Consider the following 21,483-nt stretch of genomic DNA (forward strand, 5'->3'; position numbering starts at 1 on the left):
CCTAGACGTCCGTGAAGGCCTCCTTACCGGCTCTTACGGCCGGTAAGGAGGCCTTCACGGCTTTCAGGCGAGGGGCGGCGAAAGCCGCGAGGACCAGCAGGGCGAGGCCGAAGAGTTCGTAGGACTCCGTCGCCAGCCACCAGCCCACCGAGGGGGCCGGGCGCGGGGCGAACCACATCGGCCCCCAGATGAACAGCGTCAGGCCGGCCACGACGACCGCGCCGGCCCACCACGTCACCACGCGGTCGGTGCGCCAGGACCGGACGCCGTAGTACCCGGCCAGCACCAGGATCGGCACGCACCACGTCCAGTGGTGGGTCCACGAGATCGGCGACACCAGCAGCCCGCCGAGCGCGCACGCGGTCAGCCCGAGCACCGGCTCGGCCGCCCGGACGATCACCACCGCGACCACCGCCATCACGGCGAGCGCGGCCAGCAGCCACACGACGTTCCCGGCGGTTTCCGGCAGGCCCAGCCGTGTCACCAGGCCCTTCAACGACTGGTTGCCGACGTAGTCGACACCGCCGATGCGGCCCGCGTCGAAGACGAGCTTCGTCCAGTACGTGAAGGACGCCGACGGCCGGACCAGCCACAGCAGCGCGCCCGCCGCCACGAACCCGGCGACCACCCGCGCGGCCGACTTGAAGTCGCGGCGGAACAGGAAGTAGACGACGAACACCGCCGGCGTCAGCTTGATCGCCGCGGCCACGCCGATCAGCAGGCCCTTCGTCCGCCCGCGCTTGCCGGGCAGCAGGACGTCGAGCACCACCAGGACCATGAGCAGCGCGTTGATCTGCCCGAAGCCCAGCGTCGAGCGCACCGGCTCGAGCAGCGCGCCGGCCAGCTGCGCGACGATCGCGACGAGCGCCGCCACCGCGCGGCCGTGGACCTTCGAGGCGTCGGTCAGCGAGCCGTTGAGCGTCGCGACGTAGAGGTAGGCGACGACGCCGGTCGCGAGGATCGAGGCGATGCTGACGAGCTTCATCGTCGCCGCGAACGGCAGCAGCGTGCCCGGCAGGAACACCGCCGCCGCGAACGGCGTGTAGGTGAACGGCAGCAGGATCTGGTGCGTCGTCGGCACCCAGGCGTCGTAGGGCGAGCCCTGCTGGGCCAGCGCCTTCGCGCCGCCCAGGTAGACCTCCAGGTCGAGGCCGTCGAACCGCTTCAGCACGAGGACCAGCACCACGGCGGCGATCTCGAGCACGGCGAGCGCCCCCGCCAGCTTCCGCCCGGACCACTGTGACACGCATCCCCCTCGAGCCGGTCTCCGACCGGCCGAGATTACCGGGCGCTCAGCAGCAGCCACGCACCGGCAAGCCCACTGACCTGCTGTTCGCGCTCGCCAGCGGCTGCTTCGCCGCCGTCTCGGCGTCCGCCAGCATCCGGGTCAGGCGGGCCCGGTCGAGCACGCGGCCCGCGGTGACGACGGTGTCGATCCGGCGGACCGCGCGGATGTCGGTGAGCGGGTTCGCGTCGAGCAGCACCACGTCGGCGACCTTGCCGGGGGTGATCGTGCCCGCGGTGGCCGACCGGCCGAGGAACCGCGCGGCGTCGCGCGTCACCGTCTGCAGCGCCTGCCGCGGCGACAGCCCGGCCTGGACCAGGTAGCCGAGCTCGTCGTGCAGGCTGAAGCCCGGGAAGACGTACGGGTTCAGGCAGTCGGTGCCGCCGAGGACCCCCAGCCCGGCCCGGTGCGCGGCGCCGACGAGCCGCAGCTGCGCCTCGAAGTACGCGTTCTGCTGGTCGACCTGCTCGGCCGTGGCCGGCGTGAACATCGGGAGCCGGTCGGTCCAGTAGTCGACGATGTCCTGCGAGACGTACTTGAGCCGCGGGTCGTGCGCGTAGGTTTCGACCGGGCTCGACATCACGCGGTTGACGGTGAACGTCGGGCTCACCCAGTTGTCCAGCGCCTTGAGCTGGGCGAAGTGGCGCTCCGCGGTGGCCGGGTCGTAGGTCTGGGCCGCCTGCCGGTCGAGATCACGGGCGAGGTTGAAGAAGTCGCGCTTCGCGTCCGGGTCGAACGGCGTCGCGTCGAGGCGGGCCAGGAACTCGTCCCGGCGCCGGGACGTGGCGATGGACAGGCCGAAGAGGTGCTCGAAGGTGCGCTGCCCGGCCCTCGCGGCCTCGACCTGGCGCAGCCGGTACGGCCAGTGCCCGGCGAACGACAGGCCGACGCGGCGGCACTCGTCGGCGATCGCCAGGAACACGTCCTTCGGCAGGTAGAAGTAGACCTTGACGAAGTCGGAGCCCTGCTCGACGGCGGTCCGGACGGCCGCGCGCCCCTCTTCGGGGGTCGCCACCTGCGTGATCGGCGGGCCGAGCAGGCTGACCGGGCCGTCGAGGATCGAGCTGGCGAGCACCACCCGGGGGCCGAGCAGCTCGCCGCGCACGATCTTGTCGCGGGTGGCGCGGTTCTCGTCGTAGCCCTGCATCTCGCGGATGCCGGTGACACCGTTGGCCAGGAACAGCGGCGGCCACAGCTTTTCGTAGTCGATGCCGTGGGCGTGCATGTCCCAGAGGCCGGGGATCAGGTACCGGCCGCGGCCGTCGACGATCCGGGCGCCCGCGTGGTGCGGCAGCTCGGCCGCCGGGCCGACCCAGGCGATCCGGTCCCCGACCAGCACGACCGCGGAGTTCGGCCGGGCCGGGGCGTCGGTGCCGTCGACGACGGTGGCGCCGAGCACGACGACGACGTCCGTGCCGGCCGCGGCGGCTTCCTGGGCGAAGAGCGCGGGCGCGACACCCGCGGCGGCGAGGCCCGCGCCGGCCGTCGCCAGCCAGCGGAGGAAATCACGTCTGTTCGCCTCGACGCGCACCACGGCAGCCGCCCCTTCGATCAACGGATTTGATCGATATTCAACGCCGCGAGCCACAGTCGGGGAATCTTCCACGGTGCTCAATTCCGGTGCAGGGCACACCCGAAGGTGCGGCCGAAGCGCCACTTTCGTACCAAAAGTGACCCGAAGGCACTTTTGGTACGAAAGTGGCGGCTCAGGCGAGCGCCCGCGTCGGGGCGAGCCGCGCCGCGCGGACCGCCGGGTAGGCCCCGGCGACCGCCCCGACCAGTGCCGCGACGCCGACCCCGCCGGCCAGCGCGCCGACCGGCAGCACGGCCGGCCAGCCCTGGCTCAGCGCGTACCCCGCGGTCACCAGCACCCCGGTCACGACCCCGGCCAGCCCGCCGAGCCCGGACAGCAGCACCGATTCGGCCAGGAACTGCCCGCGCACCTGGCGTTTCGTGGCCCCCAGCGCGCGGCGCAGGCCGATCTCGCGCCGCCGTTCCAGCACCGAGATGACCATCGTGTTCGCCACCCCGACGCCGCCGACGAGCAGCGCGACCCCGCCGAGGCCGAGGAACAGCGCGCTGTAGGTGTTGTCGGTGAGCTTCTGCGCGGCGAGCGCGTCCGACGGGCGGCGGACCTCGACCTCGTTGGGCGCCTGCGGGTTCAGCGTCGCGCCCAGCACCGACCGCACACCGTCCACTTCGGACTCGTTCGCGCGGACGTACACCGTGGACGGGTGGCCGTCGAAGCCGAGGAGCCGCTCCGCGACGTCCCAGCCGACCAGCGCCGACCGCTCGATCTCCGGCGCCAGCGGCATCGGCCCGAGGATCCCGACGACGGTGAACCACTGCGTGCCGATCAGCACCTGCGGTGGCCGCACCGGGTCGACGTGGTCGATGCCGAGCCGCGCGGCGGCCTGCGACCCGAGCACCGTCACCGGGTAGTTCCGGTTGCCCGGGGCCAGGAACGCCCCCGATCGGACCTTCCCGCCCAGCACCCCGAGCAGGTCCGGTCGCGCCGCGAAGACGCCGAGCCCGGACGTCTCGTCGACCGGGATCTTGTCGCTGCGCCGCACGCTGGCCGACGTCGTCCCGGTGCCGGTCGCGGCGGTCACCGGCGCGATCCGCTTGGCCATCGCGACGGCGTCGTCCGGCAGGGTCGCGTTGTCCCCGAACAACGTCTGGCCCGGCCCGGCGGTGAGCAGGTTGGTGCCGAGCGCGGCCAGCCGGTCGTGCAGGGCCTGCGCGCCGGACGCCGGGATCGCGAGCACCGCCACCATCGCCGCGACGCCGATCGCGATGCCCAGCGCGGAAAGCACGGCACGCACCGGGCGCGTCCGCATGCCGTGGGCGCCGAGCGCGACGACGTCCGGTGGCTTGAGCCGGGCCGGCTCGGGCAGCTGGACCTCGGGTGGGGCGATCACCGCGCACCCACCAGACCGGTGTCGAGCCGCAGGTGCCCGTCGAGCAGCTCGATCCGGCGCGGCATGCCCGCGGCGATCTCCCGGTCGTGGGTGATCACCACGATCGTCGTGCCGTCGGCGGACAGCTCGCCGAGCAGCGCGAGCACGGCCGCGCCGGTGCCGGTGTCGAGGTTGCCGGTCGGCTCGTCGGCCAGCAGGATCGCCGGGTCGTTGACGACGGCCCTGGCGATCACGACGCGCTGGCGTTCCCCGCCGGACAGCTCGCCGGGCCGGTGCCACGCCCGGTGCCCCAGCCCGACGCGGTCGAGCGCCTCCCGGGCCCGCGTGCGCCGCTGCCGCCGCGGCACCCCGGCGTAGAGCAGGCCGGTGCACACGTTGTCCACCGCACTCATCCCTTCGTCGAGGAAGAACTGCTGGAACACGAACCCGATCCAGCGCGACCGCAGCGCCGAGACCTTCCGGTCGGACAGCACGGCGACGTCGTGGCCGCGCAGCTCGACGCGGCCGGTGGACGGCCGGTCGAGCGTGCCCATCAGGTGCAGCAGCGTGGACTTCCCGGACCCGGACGGCCCGACGATCGCCACCATCTCGCCGTCTTCCAGGCTCAGCGAGACGCCGTCGAGCGCGGCGACGCCGCCGGGGTAGGCGCGCGTGACCTCGTGCACGCGCAGGACGGGTGTCACGACGTCGTCACCACCCGCATGCCCGCGGTCAGGCCGTTGCCGCTGACCTCGACCTTGCCGCCGCTGAACAGTCCCGTTCGGACGGCGACGAGCCGGCGCTTGCCGTTCTCGTCGACCTCGACGGCGTAACCGCCTTCGGCGAGCGCGAGCAGCGCGCCGACCGGCACCGCGAGCACGCCGGAGTGGACGTCCTTGGTGAACCGGACGGTCGCCGGGGCCGAGTCGAGCGTGCCGGCCACGGCCGGGTCGTCGAGCTGGACGGTCACGGTGATCTTGGGCTTGCCGTCGTCCTGGCCCGCGCCGTCCTTGCCCTCGACCGCGGACTTCCCGACGTCGGTGATCGTGCCCGTCGACGTCTTCCCGTTGATCGTCACGGACGCCTTCGCGCCCTGCTGGGCGAGGTCCTGCTTGGCCGCGTCGAGCTTGACCTGCACCGAGCGGACGGTGCCGCTGGTCTTGAGCACCTCGCCCTGGGCCGGCGAGCCGAGCTTGGCCGACACCGCCGACACGCGCAGCTCCCCCGCCGCGAGGACGACGTCGCCCTGGCCGAACGCGCCGGTCTGGTCCAGCCCCAGCGCCTTCTGCCACTTCTTCAGCGCGGCCGCCGTCGCCGACGTGAACTTCTTGTCCGGCGTGCCGAACCCGCCGTACCCGCAGGCCTTGAGGTTCTCCTCGAGCTGCTTGACGTCGGCGCCGTCGGCCGCGCCCGCGGCGAGGTCGCGGTAGAACGGCAGCGTGCCGTAGAACAGCGGCACCGGCTTGGCGTCGACGCCGTACACCGCCTTGCAGCGGGTGAGGGTCGCGCCGGCGTCGGGCAGCGACGTGACGGTGCCGGGCTTGCGGCCGGCCACCGAGGACTCCTCGCCGTAGCCGAGGGTGCCGTCGGCCTCCTCCTCTTCGCTGAGGTCGGTCTTGGCCACCTCCGCCGTCTCGACGGACGGCGGGGCGGCCTCCTGCACCGAGGTGGCGGAGGAGACGCGGGTGAGGATCACGGCGGAACCGGTGCCCACCACCACGACGAGCACCGCCGCGGCGATGAACCAGCGCGCCCGGCCCCGGCGTCGCGGCCGGGATTCGGTCATCTCGGTCATTGGGCGGGTGCCCCCCGTTCCGCGTGCGTGGACATGCCGAGCCCGCACGCCTTCGCGGCGGCCTCGAACTTCGACGGGTCGTCGCCCGGGCCACCCAGCCGGGTCGTGCCCTTGCCCGCCGGATCGGGGTCGGGCATGTCGATGCCGTGGTCCCGCATGCACTTCGCGTCCTTGCGCATCTTGTCCAGCTGTTCGGGGCTCGGCGGCTTCATCTCGCCGCCGTTGGGCATGAGGCTCTTGCAGGCGCTCTGCGCCGCTTCGAACTTCCCCGCGTCCTTGGCGTCGCCCCCGAGCGCCACCGCCATCCCACCGTCGCCGGCCGGCTTGGGGTCGGGCATGTCGACGCCGTGCTCGCGCATGCACTTGGCGAAGTCGCGCATCTTGTCTTCGTCGCTCTTGTTGTCCGCGGCCTTGGCCGGGGCCGACGAGGACGGCCCCGAGATCGAGGCCACCTTCGACCCGTCGTCCGGCTTGGCCCCGCACCCCGCGAGCAGCACCGCGGCGCCGATCGCCGCGATGACCGTCAGGCGTGTTCGCATCGCTCGCTCCTTTCCTCCGGTTCGGTCGTCAGGTCTACGGATCGGGGGATTCCGGCGCGCTAAGCGAAGTCGCTTATGCGGGGCTTATGGCCCGCCTGGGCAGACTGGGCGGGTGCGTGTGCTGGTGGTGGAGGACGAGCGGCTGCTCGCCGACTCGGTCGCGGAGGGGCTTCGCCGCTTCGCGATGGCCGTCGACGTCTGTTACGACGGCGAACAGGCCCTCGAACGGGTCGGGGTGCACGGCTACGACGTCGTCGTCCTCGACCGCGACCTGCCCAAGGTGCACGGTGACCAGGTGTGCGCCGCGGTCGTCGCGGCGGGCGGGGAGGCGCGGGTGCTGATGCTGACGGCCGCCGCCGACGTCACCGACCGGGTCGCCGGGCTGGGCCTGGGCGCCGACGACTACCTGACCAAGCCGTTCGCGTTCGCCGAGCTGGTCGCCCGGGTGCAGGCGCTGTCGCGGCGCGCGCGGCCCGCGTTGCCGCCGGTGCTGCAGCGCGACGGCGTCGTGCTGGACCTGCCGCGCCACCAGGCCGCGCGCGACGGCCGGTTCCTGCAGCTCTCGCCGAAGGAGTTCGCCGTGCTGGAAGTGCTGATGCGGGCCGAGGGCACGGTGGTGAGCGCCGAGGATCTGCTGGACAAGGCGTGGGACGAGCACGCGGACCCGTTCACCAACGCGGTGCGCGTCGCGGTGATGACGTTGCGCCGCAAGCTCGGCGACCCGCCGGTGATCGAGACGCTGCCCGGCGCCGGCTACCGGTTCGGCACCCCGTGAACGCGCTGTCCGTCCGGACCAAGCTGACCGCCTGGTACGGCGGGCTGTTCCTGCTGGCCGGGCTGGTCCTGGTCGTCATCGACTACCTGCTGGTGCAGGGCACGCTGCCCGATCCGGCCCGGTTCGCGACGGCGTCGCTCGGCTCGGCCGCCGACACGGTGTACGGCGTCCCGGACAACACGGTCCAGGCGCCCGCCGGGATGGCCGTGCGCCTGGTCAGCGGCTCGCTGGACGAATACCGCTCCTCGACGCTGTCCACCCTGGTCGTCAACTCGGCGATCGCGCTCGTGGCGACGGCCGCGCTCGCCGTCCTGTTCGGCTGGCTGATGGCCGGGCGGGCGCTGCGGCCGCTGCACGACATCACCTCGGCCGCGCGCCGGCTCGAAGCGGGCAAGCTCGACCGGCGGATCAACCTCGAAGGCCCACCCGACGAGCTGAAGGAGCTGGCCGACACCTTCGACGGCATGCTCGACCGGCTCGCGGAGTCGTTCGACAGCCAGAAGCGGTTCGTCGCGAACGCCTCCCACGAGCTGCGGACGCCGCTGGCCGTGCAGCGGACGTTGATCGAGGTCGCGATGGCCGACCCCGACGTCGCGCCCGACCTGCGGAAGCTCGGCACGCACCTGCTCCACACCAACGAGCGCAGCGAGCGGATGATCGAGGGCCTGCTGATCCTGGCCCGCAGCGACCGCGGCCTGACCGCGCGCACGCCGGTCCGCCTCGACCAGGTCGTCGCGGCGGTCGTCCGGGCCACCGCGGCCCAGGCGGAGTCGGCGGGCGTCAAGGTGGAGACCCGCTTCCGGCCGCGCACGGTGGCGGGCGACCCGGTGCTGCTGGAGCGGCTGGTGACGAACCTGGTGGTCAACGCGATCACGTACAACACCAGCGGCGGCTGGGTCTACGTCGAAGTCCGCCGCGACCCGGCCCTGGAGGTCCGCAACTCGGGCGCGGTGGTCCCGCCGGAAGCCGTGCCGACGCTCTTCGAGCCGTTCCGCAGGGTGGCCGGCGCCGAGCGGACCGGCGACACGCGCAACGCCGGGCTCGGGCTCTCGATCGTCCGTTCGGTCGCCCACGCCCACGGCGGCACCGCCGAGGCCCAGCCGGGCAAGCGCGGCGGGCTCACCGTGACCGTCCGGCTGCCGTCCTGAGCGGGAACCTCACGACGTCCCACGCGTCCCACTAGTCACACCAGTCCCAGAAACCACAGGGCCCAGCGGACTGGGCCAGTCGGAGGAGATTTTGCCGGAACACGCCGAAGCGATCCACTCGATCGTGACTTTGCGTGGTCGGCGTGTCACACGATCGCCGCTGACCTGGGCACGGATGATGCGAGAGTCACAAGATGAACAGTGGTCCTTTGGGTGATGACTCGGCGCGCCTCGCACGTCAAGCCGACGCGCCGTTCTAACGTGGGCACCCACAACGGTGAAGCATCGGGGAAGGCGAACAATGCGCACGCTGCGAGTGGTCGGGTTGCACGAGGACGGTAAGTCCATCGTGTGCGAAGACCCGGCGAGCCGTACGCAATTCCTCCTCCCGGCCGATGAGAGACTGCGCGCGGCGGCGCGGGGTGACATCACCCGCCTCGGCCAGATCGAAATCGAGTTGGAGAGCCAGATGCGGCCACGCGAGATCCAGGCGCGAATCCGCGCCGGCGAGTCAGTCGAACAGGTCGCGAGCGGCGCCGGGATCTCGGAGCAGCGCGTCGAGCGCTACGCCTACCCCGTCCTGCTCGAGCGGTCGCGCACGGCCGATCTCGCGCAGAGCGCGCACCCGGTCCGCGAAGACGGCCCGGACGTCCAGACGCTCGGCGAGGTCGTCGCGTACGGCTTCGGCGTGCGCGGGCACGACTACTCCCAGGCCACCTGGGACTCCTGGAAGGGCGACGACGGCCGCTGGGTCGTCGTGCTGCGCTGGAAGGCCGGCCGCTCGGACAACCGCGCGCACTGGGCGTTCGCCCCGGGAGCGCACGGCGGCACGGTGACGGCGCTCGACGAGAACGCCGAGGTCCTGCTCGACCCCAACGCCTACCGCCCGCCCCGGACGGTCCGCGCGCTCAACCCGGCCCGCGACGCGGAGTTCCAGCCGACGCTGGACTCGGTGCCGCCGGACCACGCCGAGCTGCCGGCCGCCGAGCCGGACCCGGACGACGACACCCGCGAGATCCCCCGCGTCCCGGCCGACCCCGAAGAGGAGACGGCCACCGCGGAGGAGCCCGTGCGCCCGAAGGCCAAAAAGAACCACCCGATCGTGCCGTCCTGGGAGGACGTGCTGCTCGGGGTCCGCTCGCAGCGCGGTTAGGCCCTACTCGACCAGCGCGGCGAGCGACTTCGGTGCGACCAGGCGGTAGGCGTCGCGCACGATCCGGTCGACCTCGGCCCAGTCGACGTCGACGTCCAGCCGCACCCCCAGCCACCCGCGGTGCCCGACGTAGGGCGGCCGGAAGAACCGCTCCGGCTCGGTGCGCACCAGCTCCTCCTGCACCCCGGCCGCCGCCGGGCACCAGAAGGCGAGCCGGCCGTCGTCGTGGTGGTGGTTCGCGAAGCTGACGAAGGTCTTCTTGCCCCGCACGAACCACGTCGGCTCGCCGTGGCTGTCCCGCTCGCTCGCCTCCGGCAGCGCGAGACACAACTTCCGCAACGCGTCCAGCTGCTCCATCGCGCCAGTATCCCCTGCGTCAGGCGCCGCTGAAGACGATGACCAGCACGCCGATCCACGCGATCAGCACGCCGCCCGCCGCGCCGTAGGCGGCCCAGCGCAGGATCGGGGTGCGGCGGATCAGCCACAGCGACGGCGCGATCCCGGCCGTCACCACCACCGACGCCACCAGGGCCAGCCAGCTGCTGGTCTCGCGCGCGAGCGTCGTCGCCAGCGCCAGCATCGCCACCACGACCACGGCCGCGATGAACGCGGAGACGATCAGCCCGGTGACCCACGGGGTGGGCTCGCCAGGCGGCCCCGGCGGGCCGAGCACCGTCCGGACCAGCTTCCGGCCGGTTTCGGGCTGGCGCGGCGGCGGCTCGACGACGGTGTCGGCGCCGGTCACCGGGTCCACGAACCGCACGGCCGTGCCCATCACCGCGGCCAGCCGGCCGGCCAGCTGACGGCCGCGCTGCGAGACGACGGAGGCCGCCTCCGCACCGGGGTCGGCGGACACGGCGGAGGCCACCCGCGCCCACTCGTGCAGGGCCTGCGCCAGGTCCCCGCCGATCGCGAGCTTGTACGGATCCACCTCGCGCGCCTGGTCGCCACCGGGTCCGGCCAGCACCGCGCGCTCACCGCGGATCCGCAGCTCCATGGGGTCCTTTCGCGCCGGCGGGGTCAGCCGAGAACAGAGATCGCCGTCACCTTAGTCACCCGGGACCAGTTCGTAGAACGCCACGGCGGCGGCCGTCGCGATATTGAGGGAGTCGACTCCGGCGGGCATGGGTATCCGGACCGCGTGATCAGCAGCCGCGAGCGCCGTCTCGGTCAGTCCGGGCCCTTCCGCGCCGAACAGCAGAGCCACCGGACCCGGCACGCGCTCGCGCAGCTCGCGCAGCGGGACCGAGCCCGACCGCGGGGTGAACGCGGCGACGGCGAACCCGCGCGCCCGCAGGTCGTGGAGCCCGCCCGGCCAGTCCGTCAGGTACCCGAAGGGGACGCGCAGGACGTGTCCCATGGACACGCGCACGCTGCGCCGGTACAGCGGGTCGGAGCAGCCGGGACCGAGCAGCACGCCGTCGACGCCGAGCGCGGCCGCGTTGCGGAAGAGCGCGCCGAGGTTTTCGTGGTCCCCCACGCCTTCCAGCACGGCGATCGCGCCGGCCCCGGCCACGACGTCGGATACCGGCAGCGACGCCGGCCGGTCGGCGATCGCGAGGATGCCGCGGTTGAGGTGGAAGCCGACGACGTCGGCCATCACCTCCGCCGAAGTGACGTACTGGGGCGCGTCCGTCCCGGCCAGGTCGTCCGCCAGCTCGGCGAACCGCCGTTCGACGCCCAGAAGCGCGCGCACGGGGTACCGGGACGCCAGCAGCCGCGACACCACGACGGTGCCCTCGGCGATCACGAGTCCCTTGCCACCAGGGCGGTCCGGACGCCGGTCCGCAGTGGACAGGTCGCGGAAGTCGTCGAGTCGCGGGTCATCCCGGTCATCGGTGTGGATCACGGCCATCCGCCCAGTCTGTCATCCGCTTGCCGGGTCGCTCACTGGTCCGAACGTCCACGCCACTCTGGTACGAACGGGTTCAATTTGCTGTCGGTCAACTCCCGGTGACGGAGAGCACCAGTTTGGCCGCTAGCACGGATTCAACCGCTGTGAAACGGTTATCCGCCGGGAACCTGAAACACGTACTAGTTCCACGCCGACGCGAAGCAGGGATGGTCATGGGGATGGACCTGGCGGCTCAACCGTTCAACACGCTCGACCGAGGACGGTACCGCCGCAAGGTGCAGCGCTGTCTCGACACCTTGGCCCGGATGCTCACCGACGGCAGTTTTTCCTTCCCCCGCAAGAACATCGGGCTCGAGGTGGAGCTGAACCTGGTCGACCGCGAGCTACGGCCGTCGATGACGAACACCGCGGTGCTGGAAGCGCTGGACGACCCGTCGTTCACCACCGAGCTGGGGCAGCACAACCTGGAGCTGAACGTGCCGCCGCGGCCGCTGGCCGGCGATTCCGCGCTCCAATTGGAAGACGACCTCCGCGCGTACCTGAGCACGGCGTCGGCGAAAGCCGGGGACAACGGGTCGGCGCTGGCCATGATCGGCATCCTGCCGACGTTGAAGCACGAGCACTTCGACCAGAAATGGCTCACCAACAAATCGCGGTACGTCACGCTGAACGACCAGATCTTCGCGGCGCGCGGCGAACGGACCGTGCTGGCGATGGAGGGCGCGCCGCTGCCGGGCCAGCAACCGGAACGCCTGCGCAGCTATGCGGAATCCATTCTTCCGGAAGCCGCGTGCACGAGCGTGCAGCTGCACTTGCAGGTGGCGCCGGAGGAGTTCGCCGCCCACTGGAACGCCGCGCAGTGCCTGGCCGGGCTGCAGATCGCGCTCGCCACGAACTCGCCGTTCCTGCTGGGCAAGGCGCTCTGGCAGGAGACGCGCATCCCGCTGTTCCTGCAGGCGACCGACACCCGCCCGGAAGAGCTGAAGAACCAGGGCGTCCGGCCGCGGGTGTGGTTCGGCGAGCGCTGGATCACGTCGATCTTCGACCTGTTCGAGGAGAACGTCCGCTACTTCCCCGGTCTGCTCCCGGAAACCGACGCCGAGGACCCGATCGAGGCGCTCGACGCCGGTCAGGCGCCGAAGCTCACCGAGCTGCGGATGCACAACGGCACCATCTGGCGCTGGAACCGGCCGGTGTACGACGTCGTCGACGGCCTGCCGCACCTGCGCATCGAGAACCGCATCCTGCCCGCCGGGCCGACGGTCGTCGACACCGTGGCGAACGCGGCGTTCTTCTACGGCGCCCAGCGCGCGCTCGCCGAGGCGGAACGCCCGGTGTGGAGCCAGATGTCGTTCCAGGCGGCGGAGGAGAACCTGTACGCGGGCGCGCGCCGCGGCTTCGAGGCGCAGCTGTACTGGCCGGGCATCGGCTGGATCCCGCCGGACGAGCTCGCGCTGCGCGTGCTGCTCCCGCTGGCCCACGAGGGGCTGCGCGCTTCCGACGTCTCCGACGAGGCTCGCGAGCGCTACCTCGGGATCATCGAGCAGCGGTGCCTCGCGCGGCGGACCGGGGCGACTTGGCAGCGCGACTTCGTCGTGCACGCGCAGGAGCACGGGCTCGACCGGGAGGCGGCGCTGACCCGGATGCTCGGGCGCTACCTGGAGCTCTCGGAAGCGGGCGAGCCCGTGCACACGTGGCCCGTGGCCGATTAGCCTGGGCCGATGCCGAAGATTCTCGGTGGGTCACTGGAGGCGCATCGCCGTGAGGTCCGCGCGCGCGTCTTCGACGTCCTGCGCGCCCAGCTGTACGAACGCGGCTTCGACGCGATCTCGCTCACCGGCGTCGCCGCGGCCGCCGGCGTCGGCCGGAGCGCGCTGTACAACCACTTCCCCGACAAGGAGAGCCTGCTCGTCGCCTTCGTCGAGGACGAGGCCGCCCGGTACGTCACCCGGCTGACCGACGCCGTCGAGGCCCAGGCCGACCCGGTGGACCAGCTCGCCACGTTCGTCCGGCTCCAGCTGCGGGTGCTGGCCGAGTACCACATGCCGCCGGGCACGGCGCTCGCGTCGGCGCTGGCCCCCGCGGCGTACCGGCGGATCAGCGCGCACGCCGACCCGATCACCGACCGGCTGCGCGCGATCCTCGCCGGCGGCGTCGACCTGGGGCGCTGGCCGGCCGAGGACCCGGACGTCCTGATCGCCATGATCACCGCCGCGCTCGGCAACCGGGCGCTGGTCGAGGGGCCGCCGGAGCAGCGCGACGACGTCGTCGAAGCCGCCGTCCGGTTCGTGCTGCGCGCGGTCGGGACGGCGAAAATTTAGGGTAGCCTTACCGCTGGTTATGGCTTAGGCTCTTTCTGACAGTGTGTCAGATCGATCGCCGGGAGGCCTTCCATGTCGGTGACCACGGACCTCGACACCCGTCCGTTCTCGGCGACCCTGCGCGCCTCGACGCTGCAGGTGCACGAGAAGGCGAACTACTCGACGTACATGCGCGCGCTGCTGGGCGGCGAGCTGTCCCAGGACGGCTACACCCAGCTGGCGATCCAGTACTACTTCATCTACAGCGCGATCGAAGCCGCCAGCGACCGGATGACCGGCGACCCGGTCGGCGGCGAGTTCGTCTTCGACGCGCTCCGCCGGCTGCCGAGCCTGGAGCGCGACCTGGCGCACCTCGTCGGCCCGGACTGGCGCTCGACGATCACGCCGCTGGCGTCGACCCGGGCGTACGTCGCGCGCGTCGAAGAGGCGTCCGCGTGGGCCGGCGGCTACGTCGCCCACCACTACACGCGCTACCTGGGCGACATCGCGGGCGGCCAGGCCATCCGCCGCCTGCTGGAGAAGACGTACGACGTCGCCGACGCGGGCACGCTCTTCTACCACTTCGAGGGCATCGGCAGCGCCCCTAAGTTCCGCGACGGCTACCGCGCGAAGCTGGACAACGCGCCCTGGACCGACGCCGAGCGCGCCCGGGTGATCGACGAGACGCTGGTGGCGTTCGAGTGCAACGTCGCGGTGTTCGACGAGCTGGCCCAGCGGCTGACCGAGTTCCGCACGGCCTGAATGACCGTCGTCACAGCACCTTGACCTCGACTTAAGTCCAGGTTGCAGGCTCGGTTTCGGGTGGTGCGCCCCCGGGTACGCCACTGTCGAACCGTCGTCCCACGCAGTGACGACGAGCCGCCCCCGCTCGCCGCGAGCGGCCGTGTGCTACTAGGTTCGGTACCGGAAACTTGTCGAAGACAGAAGGAGGGCCAATGGCCCGCTACGAGCTCCCCGATCTCGACTACGACTACAGCGCCCTGGCGCCCCACATCTCCGGCGAGATCAACGAGCTGCACCACAGCAAGCACCACGCGACCTACGTCAAGGGCGCGAACGACACCCTCGACAAGATCGCGGAAGCCCGCGACGCCGGGGACTTCGGTGGCATCGTCGGTCTCGAGACGACGCTGGCCTTCAACCTGGCCGGCCACGCCAACCACGTCGTGTGGTGGAAGATCCTGTCGCCGGAAGGCGGCGACAAGCCGACCGGCGAGCTGGCCGCCGCGATCGACGAGGCCTTCGGCTCCTTCGACAAGTTCAAGGCGCAGTTCACCGCCGTGTCGACGACGATCCAGGGCAACGGCTGGGGCGCGCTCTCCTGGGACCCGATCGGCAAGACGCTGATCACCCAGCAGCTGCGCGACCACCACAACAACCTGATCCTGCCGACGGTGCCGATCCTGCTGGTCGACGTCTGGGAGCACGCGTTCTACCTCGACTACAAGAACGTGAAGCCGAAGTACGTCGAGGCCCTGTGGAACATCTTCAACTGGGCCGAGATCAGCAAGCGCTTCGACAACGCCGTCGCCGGCGGCAACGGCCTGCTGCTCGGCTGAGCACGCGGTTCGCGAGCGGGGTCCTCCACTGTGGAGGGCCCCGTTTTCCGTTCCGGGTGAATTAACTTGACCTCGAGTGCGGTCGAGGTGTTTGGCTTGGGGCATGGACGTTGACGCGTATCTGGCCCGGCTGGGCGTCGCATGGCCCGCGGCGGCCGACCTCGCGACCCTGCGCACCCTGCAGGAACGCCACCTGGCGGCGGTCCCCTTCGAAAACCTGAGCGTCCACCTCGGCGAGCCGATCGAGCTCACCGAAGAGGCGCTGTTCACCAAGATCGTGGAGCGGCGCCGCGGCGGGTTCTGCTACGAGCTCAACGGCCTGTTCGCCGCCCTGCTGCGCGAGCTCGGCTACGACGCTTCCCTGCGCGCGGCCCAGGTCTTCCGCCCGGACGGCTCGCTAGGCCCGCCCCTGGACCACGCGGCGGTCGTCGTCGAGCTCGACGAGCCGTGGCTGCTCGACGTCGGCTTCGGCCGGTTCTCCCGGCACCCGCTGCGCCTGTCCGGAGTGGATGCGCAGAGCGACCCCGAAGGCGACTTCCTGCTGCTGGACGCGCCGCACGGCGACGTGGACGTGCTCATGGACGGGAAGCCGCAGTACCGCCTGGAACGCCGTCCGCGCCCGCTCGCGGACTTCGTACCGATGGCGTGGTGGCAGTCGACGTCCCCGGAGTCGCACTTCACGCGTTCGCTGACGTGCTCCCGCCCGACGTCCCAGGGCCGCGTGACGCTCTCGGGCGCCAAGCTGATCGAGACGGTGGACGGCGTCCGCCACGAGGTCCCCCTGACCGGCGACGACGCGATCCGCGCGGCCTACCGGGTGTACTTCGGGATGGCGTTGCAGCGCCTGCCCACGCTGCCGGGTGAGAACCCCTTGACGAGCCCTTCGCTCAGCCCGACACTGCCGTGACCCGCACGTGAACAGCGCTGTCAATGAACGGAGCCCCGGCCTGGGGTTCCCAGGGCCGGGGCTCCGTCCGTTCCCGAACTGACTGCCGCTCCCACCACGAAGCGGACGTGTATGAGGTTAGCCTAACCTCATCTCGCGAGGCAAGAGGTCTTCCGGGGAGACTCGGATCTCACTCGTACGGGTGACGTCCGGCGCACGAAACCGACGGTTTCCATCGGTACACACCCAGCGACTGGACTACCCAGCGAGTCGGGGCACTTACTCACCGTCGACGGCCATGCAGCACAATGCCTCGATGACCGCGCACGTGTTCGTCGACGAGACCAAGCAAGGCGGCTACCTGATCACGGCAGCCGCCGTGCTTCCTGGCGATCTCGGCCGAGCGCGACAAAGCATGCGCGGCCTCGTGTTGCCGGGCCAGCGACGCCTGCACTTCACCCATGAAAGCGATGGTCGTCGCAAGCGAATCCTCGACGTCGTCGCCGAACTCGCGCCCGCGGTCACGATCTACGATGGTTCCGCGCATCCCCGCCGACAGCAGCGCGAAGCATGTCTGGACGGCCTCGTCGCGGACCTGGCGGCTGAGGGAACTCGCATGCTCGTCATCGAGACCGACGAATCGGTGCTCGATCTCGACCGGCGGATCTTCTATCGCTCGTCCCGGCAGCACGGGTGTCACGAAACCCTTGAATATCGCCACCATCGCGCCCATGAAGAGCCGCTGCTTTCCATTCCGGACGCGATCGCCTGGTGCTGGCAACGCGGCGGGCAATGGAAGGTGAGAGCGCGGGACTTCGTCCGGGACGTGCGGATCGTGTAGGCCCCCGGATACGCGAAACCCGGCCCACCCACCGTCCGGAAGGCTGCCGGGTTCACTTCGCCCGTCTAATGACGGGTGCAAACCAAGCATACCCCAACTACCGCCCAGACGAAGATCGACCGCCGGCCGTGCCAGCTCGCCGAGAAGCCGATCCACCGCTGCTCGGCCGCTAGACCTTCGTCCGCTTCAGCACCCGCAGCCCGAACCCCCGCTGCACCGGCCAGGAGACCCCGCCTCGCCGGATCAGCACGATCGCGCAGACCACTGCGGCCAGCGCCGAGACCGCGCCGCCGATGTAGAAGGGAGACCGCCCACCGAACGCCTGCGCCATCCAGCCGACCATCGGGCCGCCGATCGGGTTGCCGCCGATCAGGACCAGCACGTACAGGCCCATCACGCGGCCGCGCATCTCCGGGCTGACCGAGGTCTGCACCAGCGCGTTGGCCGTGTTGAGGAACGTCATGGTGGCGAAGCCGAGCGGGATCAGGCCGAGACCGAACGTCAGGTAGTTCGGCATGAACGCCGTGATCAGCTCGAACACGCCCAGGAAGAACGCCGAGATCAGCATCAGCCGCACCCGTGGCCTGCCCTTCGTGCCGCGGCGGGCGGACATGATCGCGCCGGTGAAGGTGCCGACCGCGACCAGGGTCGAAAGGAGGCCGTAACCGTCGGCCGCGGTGTGGAAGACGTTCGCCGCGACGATCGGGAGCGAGCTGAAGTACGTGATGCCGAACGTGCTGACGAACAGCACCAGCACCATCACCGTCATCAGGTCCGACCGGCGGCGGACGTACCGCAGGCCCTCGGCCAGCTGGCCCTTTTCGCGCGGCATGGCCGCGACGCGGAACAGCTTGTCCGGGTTCATCAGGATCAGCCCGGTGATGACCGCGACCGTGCTGGCCGCGTTGGCGATGAACAGCCAGCCGGTGCCGATCCAGGTGATCGCGAAGCCGGCGATCGCCGGGCCGACGATCCGGGCCATGTTGAAGATCGACGAGTTCAGCGCGACGGCGTTCGCGATCTGGTCCCGCCCGACCATCTCGGCGACGAACGACTGCCGCGTCGGCACTTCGAGCGCCGCCGTGATGCCGAGCGTGAAGCACAGGACGTAGACCTGCCACAGCGCCACGAGCCCGGTCAGGTCGAGCACACCCAGCACGACGGCCTGCGAACACGCCGCGGCCTGGATCCAGGTCAGCAGCCGCCGCTTGTCGACGCGGTCGGCGAGGACCCCGGCCCAGAGCGAGAGGAACAGCGTCGGCGTGAACTGCAGCGCGACCGCGATGCCGAGGGCGATCGGGTTGTTGCCGCTGAGGGTGAACACCAGCCAGTCCTGGGCGATGCGCTGCATCCAGGTGCCGATGTTCGAGATGACCTGGCCGGTGAAGAACAGCCGGTAGTTGCGGACCCGCAGGGAGGCGAACATGCTGCCGCGGCGCTGGGGCACGGATTCGGACGGCGGTGACGAAGACGGCGGTGGTGCCGTGTCCCGGGTAGCAGTGGTCTCGATCTGTCGTTCTGTTTCGCTACCCGTGGTGGTCACCGTGGTTAGTTCCCCGCCATCCTGTCGATGATTTCGGCGGCTTTCGAGAGCACTTCACGCTCTTCGTCACCGAGATCGGCCAGTTGCCTGTCCAGCCACGCCTCCCGGACGGAGATGGCCCGCTGAACGTAGGCCAGCCCGCTCTCGGACAACTCGACGATGGCCTGCCGGCCGTCGGTCGGGTGCGGCCGCCGCTCGACGAACTTCATCTCCTCGAGCGCGGCGATCACCCTCGTCATCGAGGGCGGCTGGACGCCTTCCTTCGCGGCGAGCTGACCCGGGGTCAGCGCGCCGCACTTGTGCAAGGTGGACAGCGCGGCGACCTGCGTCAACGTCAGATCGTCCCCGACGCGCTGTGCCCGCAGCCGGCGGTTGAGCCGGACCACCGCGAGACGCAGACGGCTCGCCAAGGAGCGTTCGTGCGTGTCGCCGGACATATAGTTAGCATACCTTACGAAACTTCCTCCCTTCAGGTGATCTCCGTCAACCCGCAACCCGGAAGACGGCCGCGCGTCCTTCCCGACGGAGGAACCTGGGGGGCGGATGAACAAGAAACTGGTAGGCGCGGCCGTGGTCGGCGCGGCGATCCTGGTCGTCGCGGCGGCGCTGGTCTGGGGCGGCACCGACGAAGCGCCCGCGGCCGCACCGCCGCCGTCTACGCCGCCACCGTCGACCGTCCATGGCGCACTCGAGGTCTACCGGGACGCCCCCGACTCGGCGATCGAGATCCCGGTGCCTTCGGGCTGGGCCGTGACCCGCGACCACGAGCGGGCGAGCTTCCAGCAGGGCGACCTCCTGCTCGAGACCGACCGGGTGCCGATCACGCAGGAAGACGCGTTGAGCGGGCTCCAAGCGACGGTCGGCCGGCAAGGCGGCACGGTCGTCGACCACGCCCCGATCGCCGAACGCGACGCCGCGGAATGGGACTTCACCTACGAGCGCGGCGGCGTACCCCGCCGGGTGACCGTGATCGGCCTCGGCGCCGGCGACGCGTTGGTGACGATCCGGTTCGACGCCCCGGCCGCGGATTTCGAGCGCGACCGGAGCGTCTTCGACAAAGCCCTGAAGATCAGCTGAACGCCGCCTGGATCGGGCCGACCGCGAAGTACGCGACGAACGCCACCGCGATCACCCACATCAGCGGGTGCACCTGGCGGGCCTTGCCGGTCGCCGCGCGGATCACGACGTAGCTGACGAAGCCGGCGCCGATGCCGTTCGCGATCGAGTACGTGAACGGCATGACGACGATGGTCAGGAACGCGGGCAGCGCGATCGCGTAGTCGGTGAAGTCGATGTCGCGCACCTGCGCCATCAGCATCGCGCCGACCACGACCAGCGCCGGCGCGGCCGCTTCGACCGGCACCACCTGGTAGAGCGGCGTCAGGAACATCGCGGCGATGAACAGCACGCCGGTGACGACGTTCGCCAGGCCCGTCCGGGCGCCTTCGGCGATGCCGGCCGCCGATTCGACGAACACCGTGTTCGAGCTGGCCGAGCCGAAACCACCGGCCGCACCCGCGAGGCCCTCGACGAACAGCGCCTTGCCGACGTTGGGGAGCTGGCCGTCCTTCGTGATCAGCCCGGCTTCCTTGCCCAGGCCGGTCATGGTGCCCATGGCGTCGAAGAAGTCGGCCAGCACCAGCGTGAACACCAGCAGGCAGACGGTGATGATCGGCAGCCGCGTCCACGCGCCGAACGAGACGTCGCCGACGAGCGAGAGGTTCGGCAGGCCGAGCACCTGGTCCGGCAGCGCCGGGTAGCCGAGGTTCCAGCCCTTCGGGTTCGTGCCCTTCGACGGCCCGGCCTTGACGATCGCCTCCACCACGATGGCCAGCACCGTCGAGGACAGCACGCCGATCAGGATCGCGCCCTTGACCTTGCGCACCACCAGGATGCCGGTGATGAGCAGGCCGACGACGAACACCGCGGTCGGCCAGGACGCGATCGAGCCGTTGATGCCGAGGCCGACCGGGACGGTGGTGTGCGCGTCGTCCGGCAGCCGCCGGACGAACCCGGCGTCGACCAGGCCGATCAGGCAGATGAAGACGCCGATGCCGACGGCGATCGCGGACTTCAGCGACGCCGGCACCGCCTTGAACACCGCCGTGCGGAAGCCGGTGAGCACGAGCGCCACGATGATGACGCCCTCGATGACGACCAGGCCCATCGCTTCGGGCCAGGTCATCTGCGGGGCGATGGTGACCGCGACCAGGCTGTTGATGCCCAGGCCGGTGGCGATGGCGAACGGGTAGTTCGCGACCAGGCCCATCAGGATCGTCATGACCCCGGCGACCAGCGCGGTGACGGCGGCGACCTGCGGCACCGGCAGGATCCCGCCGAGCAGGTCCTTGTGCGCGGCCGCGTCGTCCGGCGCGAAACTTCCGATGATCAGCGGGTTCAGCACCACGATGTAGGCCATCGTGACGAACGTGACCAGGCCGCCGCGCAGTTCGCGCGGCACGCTCGACCCGCGCTCGGTGATCTTGAAGAACCGGTCCAGTGTGGACGTCCCGGTGCCGGCCGCCTCCGGCGTCCCGGTGGGGGTCGTCTCCTGCTCCGCCATTCGCCTGCCCATTCTCTCGCTGCTGCGGAGTACCCTGCACCTCGTGAGTGATCCGAGCAATCCACCGGAGGTTACGGGCTCGTTGCGGCACACGCCGGAACTGCCCAAGAGGCTGACCGACCTGACACCGGTGGTGATCGTAGGCACCACGATCTGGACCGTCGCGCTGGTGGTGCTCTTCTTCACGACTTCGGGGCTGTGGGTGCAGACGGCGCTGGCCGGTTTCGTGCTCGGCTTCATCGGGATGGCGATCATCCTGTGGCAGCGCGCCGCCGCCCGCCGCGGCTCTCGTTCCGCGCAGCGGGTCTAGTCCTTTACTC

Annotated in this window: 23 protein-coding genes; 11 read left to right on the forward strand and 12 right to left on the reverse strand. The window is 71.0% G+C overall.

All coding sequences use genetic code 11. The features are described from left to right. Position 1: 1 nt before the first annotated feature. From MUY22_RS07345 to MUY22_RS07370, 6 genes are all read right to left on the reverse strand, one after another. Positions 2 to 1,246: a glycosyltransferase 87 family protein gene (locus MUY22_RS07345; RefSeq protein WP_247058412.1), complete on the reverse strand. Its 1,245-nt coding sequence runs from the start codon at positions 1,244 to 1,246 to the stop codon at positions 2 to 4. Between the two features lie 46 nt (positions 1,247 to 1,292). Then, a complete protein-coding gene (locus MUY22_RS07350; RefSeq protein ID WP_247058413.1) occupies positions 1,293 to 2,819 on the reverse strand; it encodes an amidohydrolase family protein in 1,527 nt (508 codons plus the stop codon). A 172-nt stretch (positions 2,820 to 2,991) separates the two neighbouring features. Continuing rightward, positions 2,992 to 4,125: an ABC transporter permease gene (locus MUY22_RS07355; protein ID WP_247063717.1), complete on the reverse strand. Its 1,134-nt coding sequence runs from the start codon at positions 4,123 to 4,125 to the stop codon at positions 2,992 to 2,994. Between the two features lie 77 nt (positions 4,126 to 4,202). After that, on the reverse strand, positions 4,203 to 4,889 hold the full coding sequence (locus MUY22_RS07360; protein WP_247058415.1) for an ABC transporter ATP-binding protein: 687 nt from the start codon (positions 4,887 to 4,889) through the stop codon (positions 4,203 to 4,205). Beyond that, positions 4,886 to 5,971: a peptidoglycan-binding protein gene (locus MUY22_RS07365; protein ID WP_371827588.1), complete on the reverse strand. Its 1,086-nt coding sequence runs from the start codon at positions 5,969 to 5,971 to the stop codon at positions 4,886 to 4,888. The genes MUY22_RS07360 and MUY22_RS07365 overlap by 4 nt, the downstream gene beginning before the upstream one ends. Before the next feature lie 5 nt (positions 5,972 to 5,976). Beyond that, positions 5,977 to 6,519 (reverse strand): hypothetical protein, encoded by a 543-nt coding sequence (locus MUY22_RS07370; RefSeq protein ID WP_247058420.1) that lies wholly within the window; start codon positions 6,517 to 6,519, stop codon positions 5,977 to 5,979. A gap of 112 nt (positions 6,520 to 6,631) precedes the next feature. On the opposite strand from MUY22_RS07370, the gene MUY22_RS07375 reads away from it, so the two are divergent. From MUY22_RS07375 to sepH, 3 genes are all read left to right on the forward strand, one after another. Beyond that, entirely contained in the window at positions 6,632 to 7,294 is a 663-nt protein-coding gene (locus MUY22_RS07375) for a response regulator transcription factor (protein ID WP_247058422.1), read from the forward strand. Beyond that, positions 7,291 to 8,442: a HAMP domain-containing sensor histidine kinase gene (locus MUY22_RS07380; protein ID WP_247058424.1), complete on the forward strand. Its 1,152-nt coding sequence runs from the start codon at positions 7,291 to 7,293 to the stop codon at positions 8,440 to 8,442. Before MUY22_RS07375 ends, MUY22_RS07380 begins: the two co-directional genes overlap by 4 nt. A 301-nt stretch (positions 8,443 to 8,743) precedes the next feature. Further along, positions 8,744 to 9,595 carry a septation protein SepH gene (gene sepH / locus MUY22_RS07385; protein ID WP_247058426.1) on the forward strand — a complete coding sequence of 284 codons (852 nt, stop codon included), beginning with the start codon at positions 8,744 to 8,746 and terminating at the stop codon, positions 9,593 to 9,595. Positions 9,596 to 9,598: 3 nt separating this feature from the next. Here sepH and MUY22_RS07390 read toward each other — a convergent pair whose 3' ends face one another. From MUY22_RS07390 to MUY22_RS07400, 3 genes are read right to left on the reverse strand one after another with little or no spacing between them, the layout of a single operon-like run. Then, positions 9,599 to 9,952, reverse strand: a complete 354-nt coding sequence (locus MUY22_RS07390; RefSeq protein WP_247058429.1) for an MmcQ/YjbR family DNA-binding protein — start codon at positions 9,950 to 9,952, stop codon at positions 9,599 to 9,601. A gap of 19 nt (positions 9,953 to 9,971) precedes the next feature. Continuing rightward, the gene (locus MUY22_RS07395) at positions 9,972 to 10,592 is read right to left on the reverse strand and encodes a DUF2537 domain-containing protein (RefSeq protein ID WP_247058431.1); all 621 of its coding nucleotides are present in this window, start codon (positions 10,590 to 10,592) and stop codon (positions 9,972 to 9,974) included. A gap of 51 nt (positions 10,593 to 10,643) precedes the next feature. Then, positions 10,644 to 11,450, reverse strand: coding sequence for an RNA methyltransferase (locus MUY22_RS07400; protein ID WP_247058433.1), 807 nt, complete (start codon positions 11,448 to 11,450; stop codon positions 10,644 to 10,646). Positions 11,451 to 11,662: 212 nt separating this feature from the next. Between MUY22_RS07400 and MUY22_RS07405 the strand changes: the two genes are divergently transcribed. The 6 genes from MUY22_RS07405 to MUY22_RS07430 all read left to right on the forward strand — a co-directional run bounded on the left by MUY22_RS07405 (position 11,663) and on the right by MUY22_RS07430 (position 17,057). Further along, positions 11,663 to 13,162 carry a glutamate-cysteine ligase family protein gene (locus tag MUY22_RS07405; protein WP_247058435.1) on the forward strand — a complete coding sequence of 500 codons (1,500 nt, stop codon included), beginning with the start codon at positions 11,663 to 11,665 and terminating at the stop codon, positions 13,160 to 13,162. Positions 13,163 to 13,171: 9 nt separating this feature from the next. Beyond that, on the forward strand, positions 13,172 to 13,771 hold the full coding sequence (locus MUY22_RS07410; protein ID WP_247058436.1) for a TetR/AcrR family transcriptional regulator: 600 nt from the start codon (positions 13,172 to 13,174) through the stop codon (positions 13,769 to 13,771). A 72-nt stretch (positions 13,772 to 13,843) separates the two neighbouring features. Continuing rightward, positions 13,844 to 14,512 carry a heme oxygenase (biliverdin-producing) gene (locus tag MUY22_RS07415; protein ID WP_247058438.1) on the forward strand — a complete coding sequence of 223 codons (669 nt, stop codon included), beginning with the start codon at positions 13,844 to 13,846 and terminating at the stop codon, positions 14,510 to 14,512. A 194-nt stretch (positions 14,513 to 14,706) separates the two neighbouring features. Continuing rightward, complete coding sequence (locus MUY22_RS07420; RefSeq protein WP_247058440.1) at positions 14,707 to 15,330, forward strand: superoxide dismutase; 624 nt, start codon at positions 14,707 to 14,709, stop codon at positions 15,328 to 15,330. A 103-nt stretch (positions 15,331 to 15,433) separates the two neighbouring features. Next, positions 15,434 to 16,237 carry an arylamine N-acetyltransferase gene (locus MUY22_RS07425; RefSeq protein ID WP_247058442.1) on the forward strand — a complete coding sequence of 268 codons (804 nt, stop codon included), beginning with the start codon at positions 15,434 to 15,436 and terminating at the stop codon, positions 16,235 to 16,237. A 295-nt stretch (positions 16,238 to 16,532) separates the two neighbouring features. Next, a complete protein-coding gene (locus MUY22_RS07430) occupies positions 16,533 to 17,057 on the forward strand; it encodes a hypothetical protein (RefSeq protein ID WP_247058444.1) in 525 nt (174 codons plus the stop codon). Between the two features lie 169 nt (positions 17,058 to 17,226). Here the strand turns inward: MUY22_RS07430 and MUY22_RS07435 are convergent, their stop codons facing one another. Beyond that, positions 17,227 to 18,483: an MFS transporter gene (locus MUY22_RS07435; protein WP_247063719.1), complete on the reverse strand. Its 1,257-nt coding sequence runs from the start codon at positions 18,481 to 18,483 to the stop codon at positions 17,227 to 17,229. 122 nt (positions 18,484 to 18,605) lie between these two features. Further along, positions 18,606 to 19,037, reverse strand: a complete 432-nt coding sequence (locus MUY22_RS07440; protein ID WP_247058446.1) for a MarR family winged helix-turn-helix transcriptional regulator — start codon at positions 19,035 to 19,037, stop codon at positions 18,606 to 18,608. Positions 19,038 to 19,143: 106 nt separating this feature from the next. On the opposite strand from MUY22_RS07440, the gene MUY22_RS07445 reads away from it, so the two are divergent. Continuing rightward, complete coding sequence (locus tag MUY22_RS07445; protein WP_247058448.1) at positions 19,144 to 19,677, forward strand: hypothetical protein; 534 nt, start codon at positions 19,144 to 19,146, stop codon at positions 19,675 to 19,677. Here MUY22_RS07445 and MUY22_RS07450 read toward each other — a convergent pair. Beyond that, positions 19,670 to 21,163 carry an NCS2 family permease gene (locus MUY22_RS07450; RefSeq protein ID WP_247063722.1) on the reverse strand — a complete coding sequence of 498 codons (1,494 nt, stop codon included), beginning with the start codon at positions 21,161 to 21,163 and terminating at the stop codon, positions 19,670 to 19,672. The genes MUY22_RS07445 and MUY22_RS07450 overlap by 8 nt on opposite strands. 82 nt (positions 21,164 to 21,245) lie before the next feature. Here MUY22_RS07450 and MUY22_RS07455 point away from each other — a divergent pair, with 82 nt between their 5' ends. After that, positions 21,246 to 21,473 (forward strand): DUF2530 domain-containing protein, encoded by a 228-nt coding sequence (locus MUY22_RS07455; RefSeq protein ID WP_247063724.1) that lies wholly within the window; start codon positions 21,246 to 21,248, stop codon positions 21,471 to 21,473. Positions 21,474 to 21,483 lie beyond the last annotated feature (10 nt).

The organism is Amycolatopsis sp. WQ 127309 (assembly GCF_023023025.1).
In the GTDB taxonomy this organism is placed as follows: domain Bacteria; phylum Actinomycetota; class Actinomycetes; order Mycobacteriales; family Pseudonocardiaceae; genus Amycolatopsis.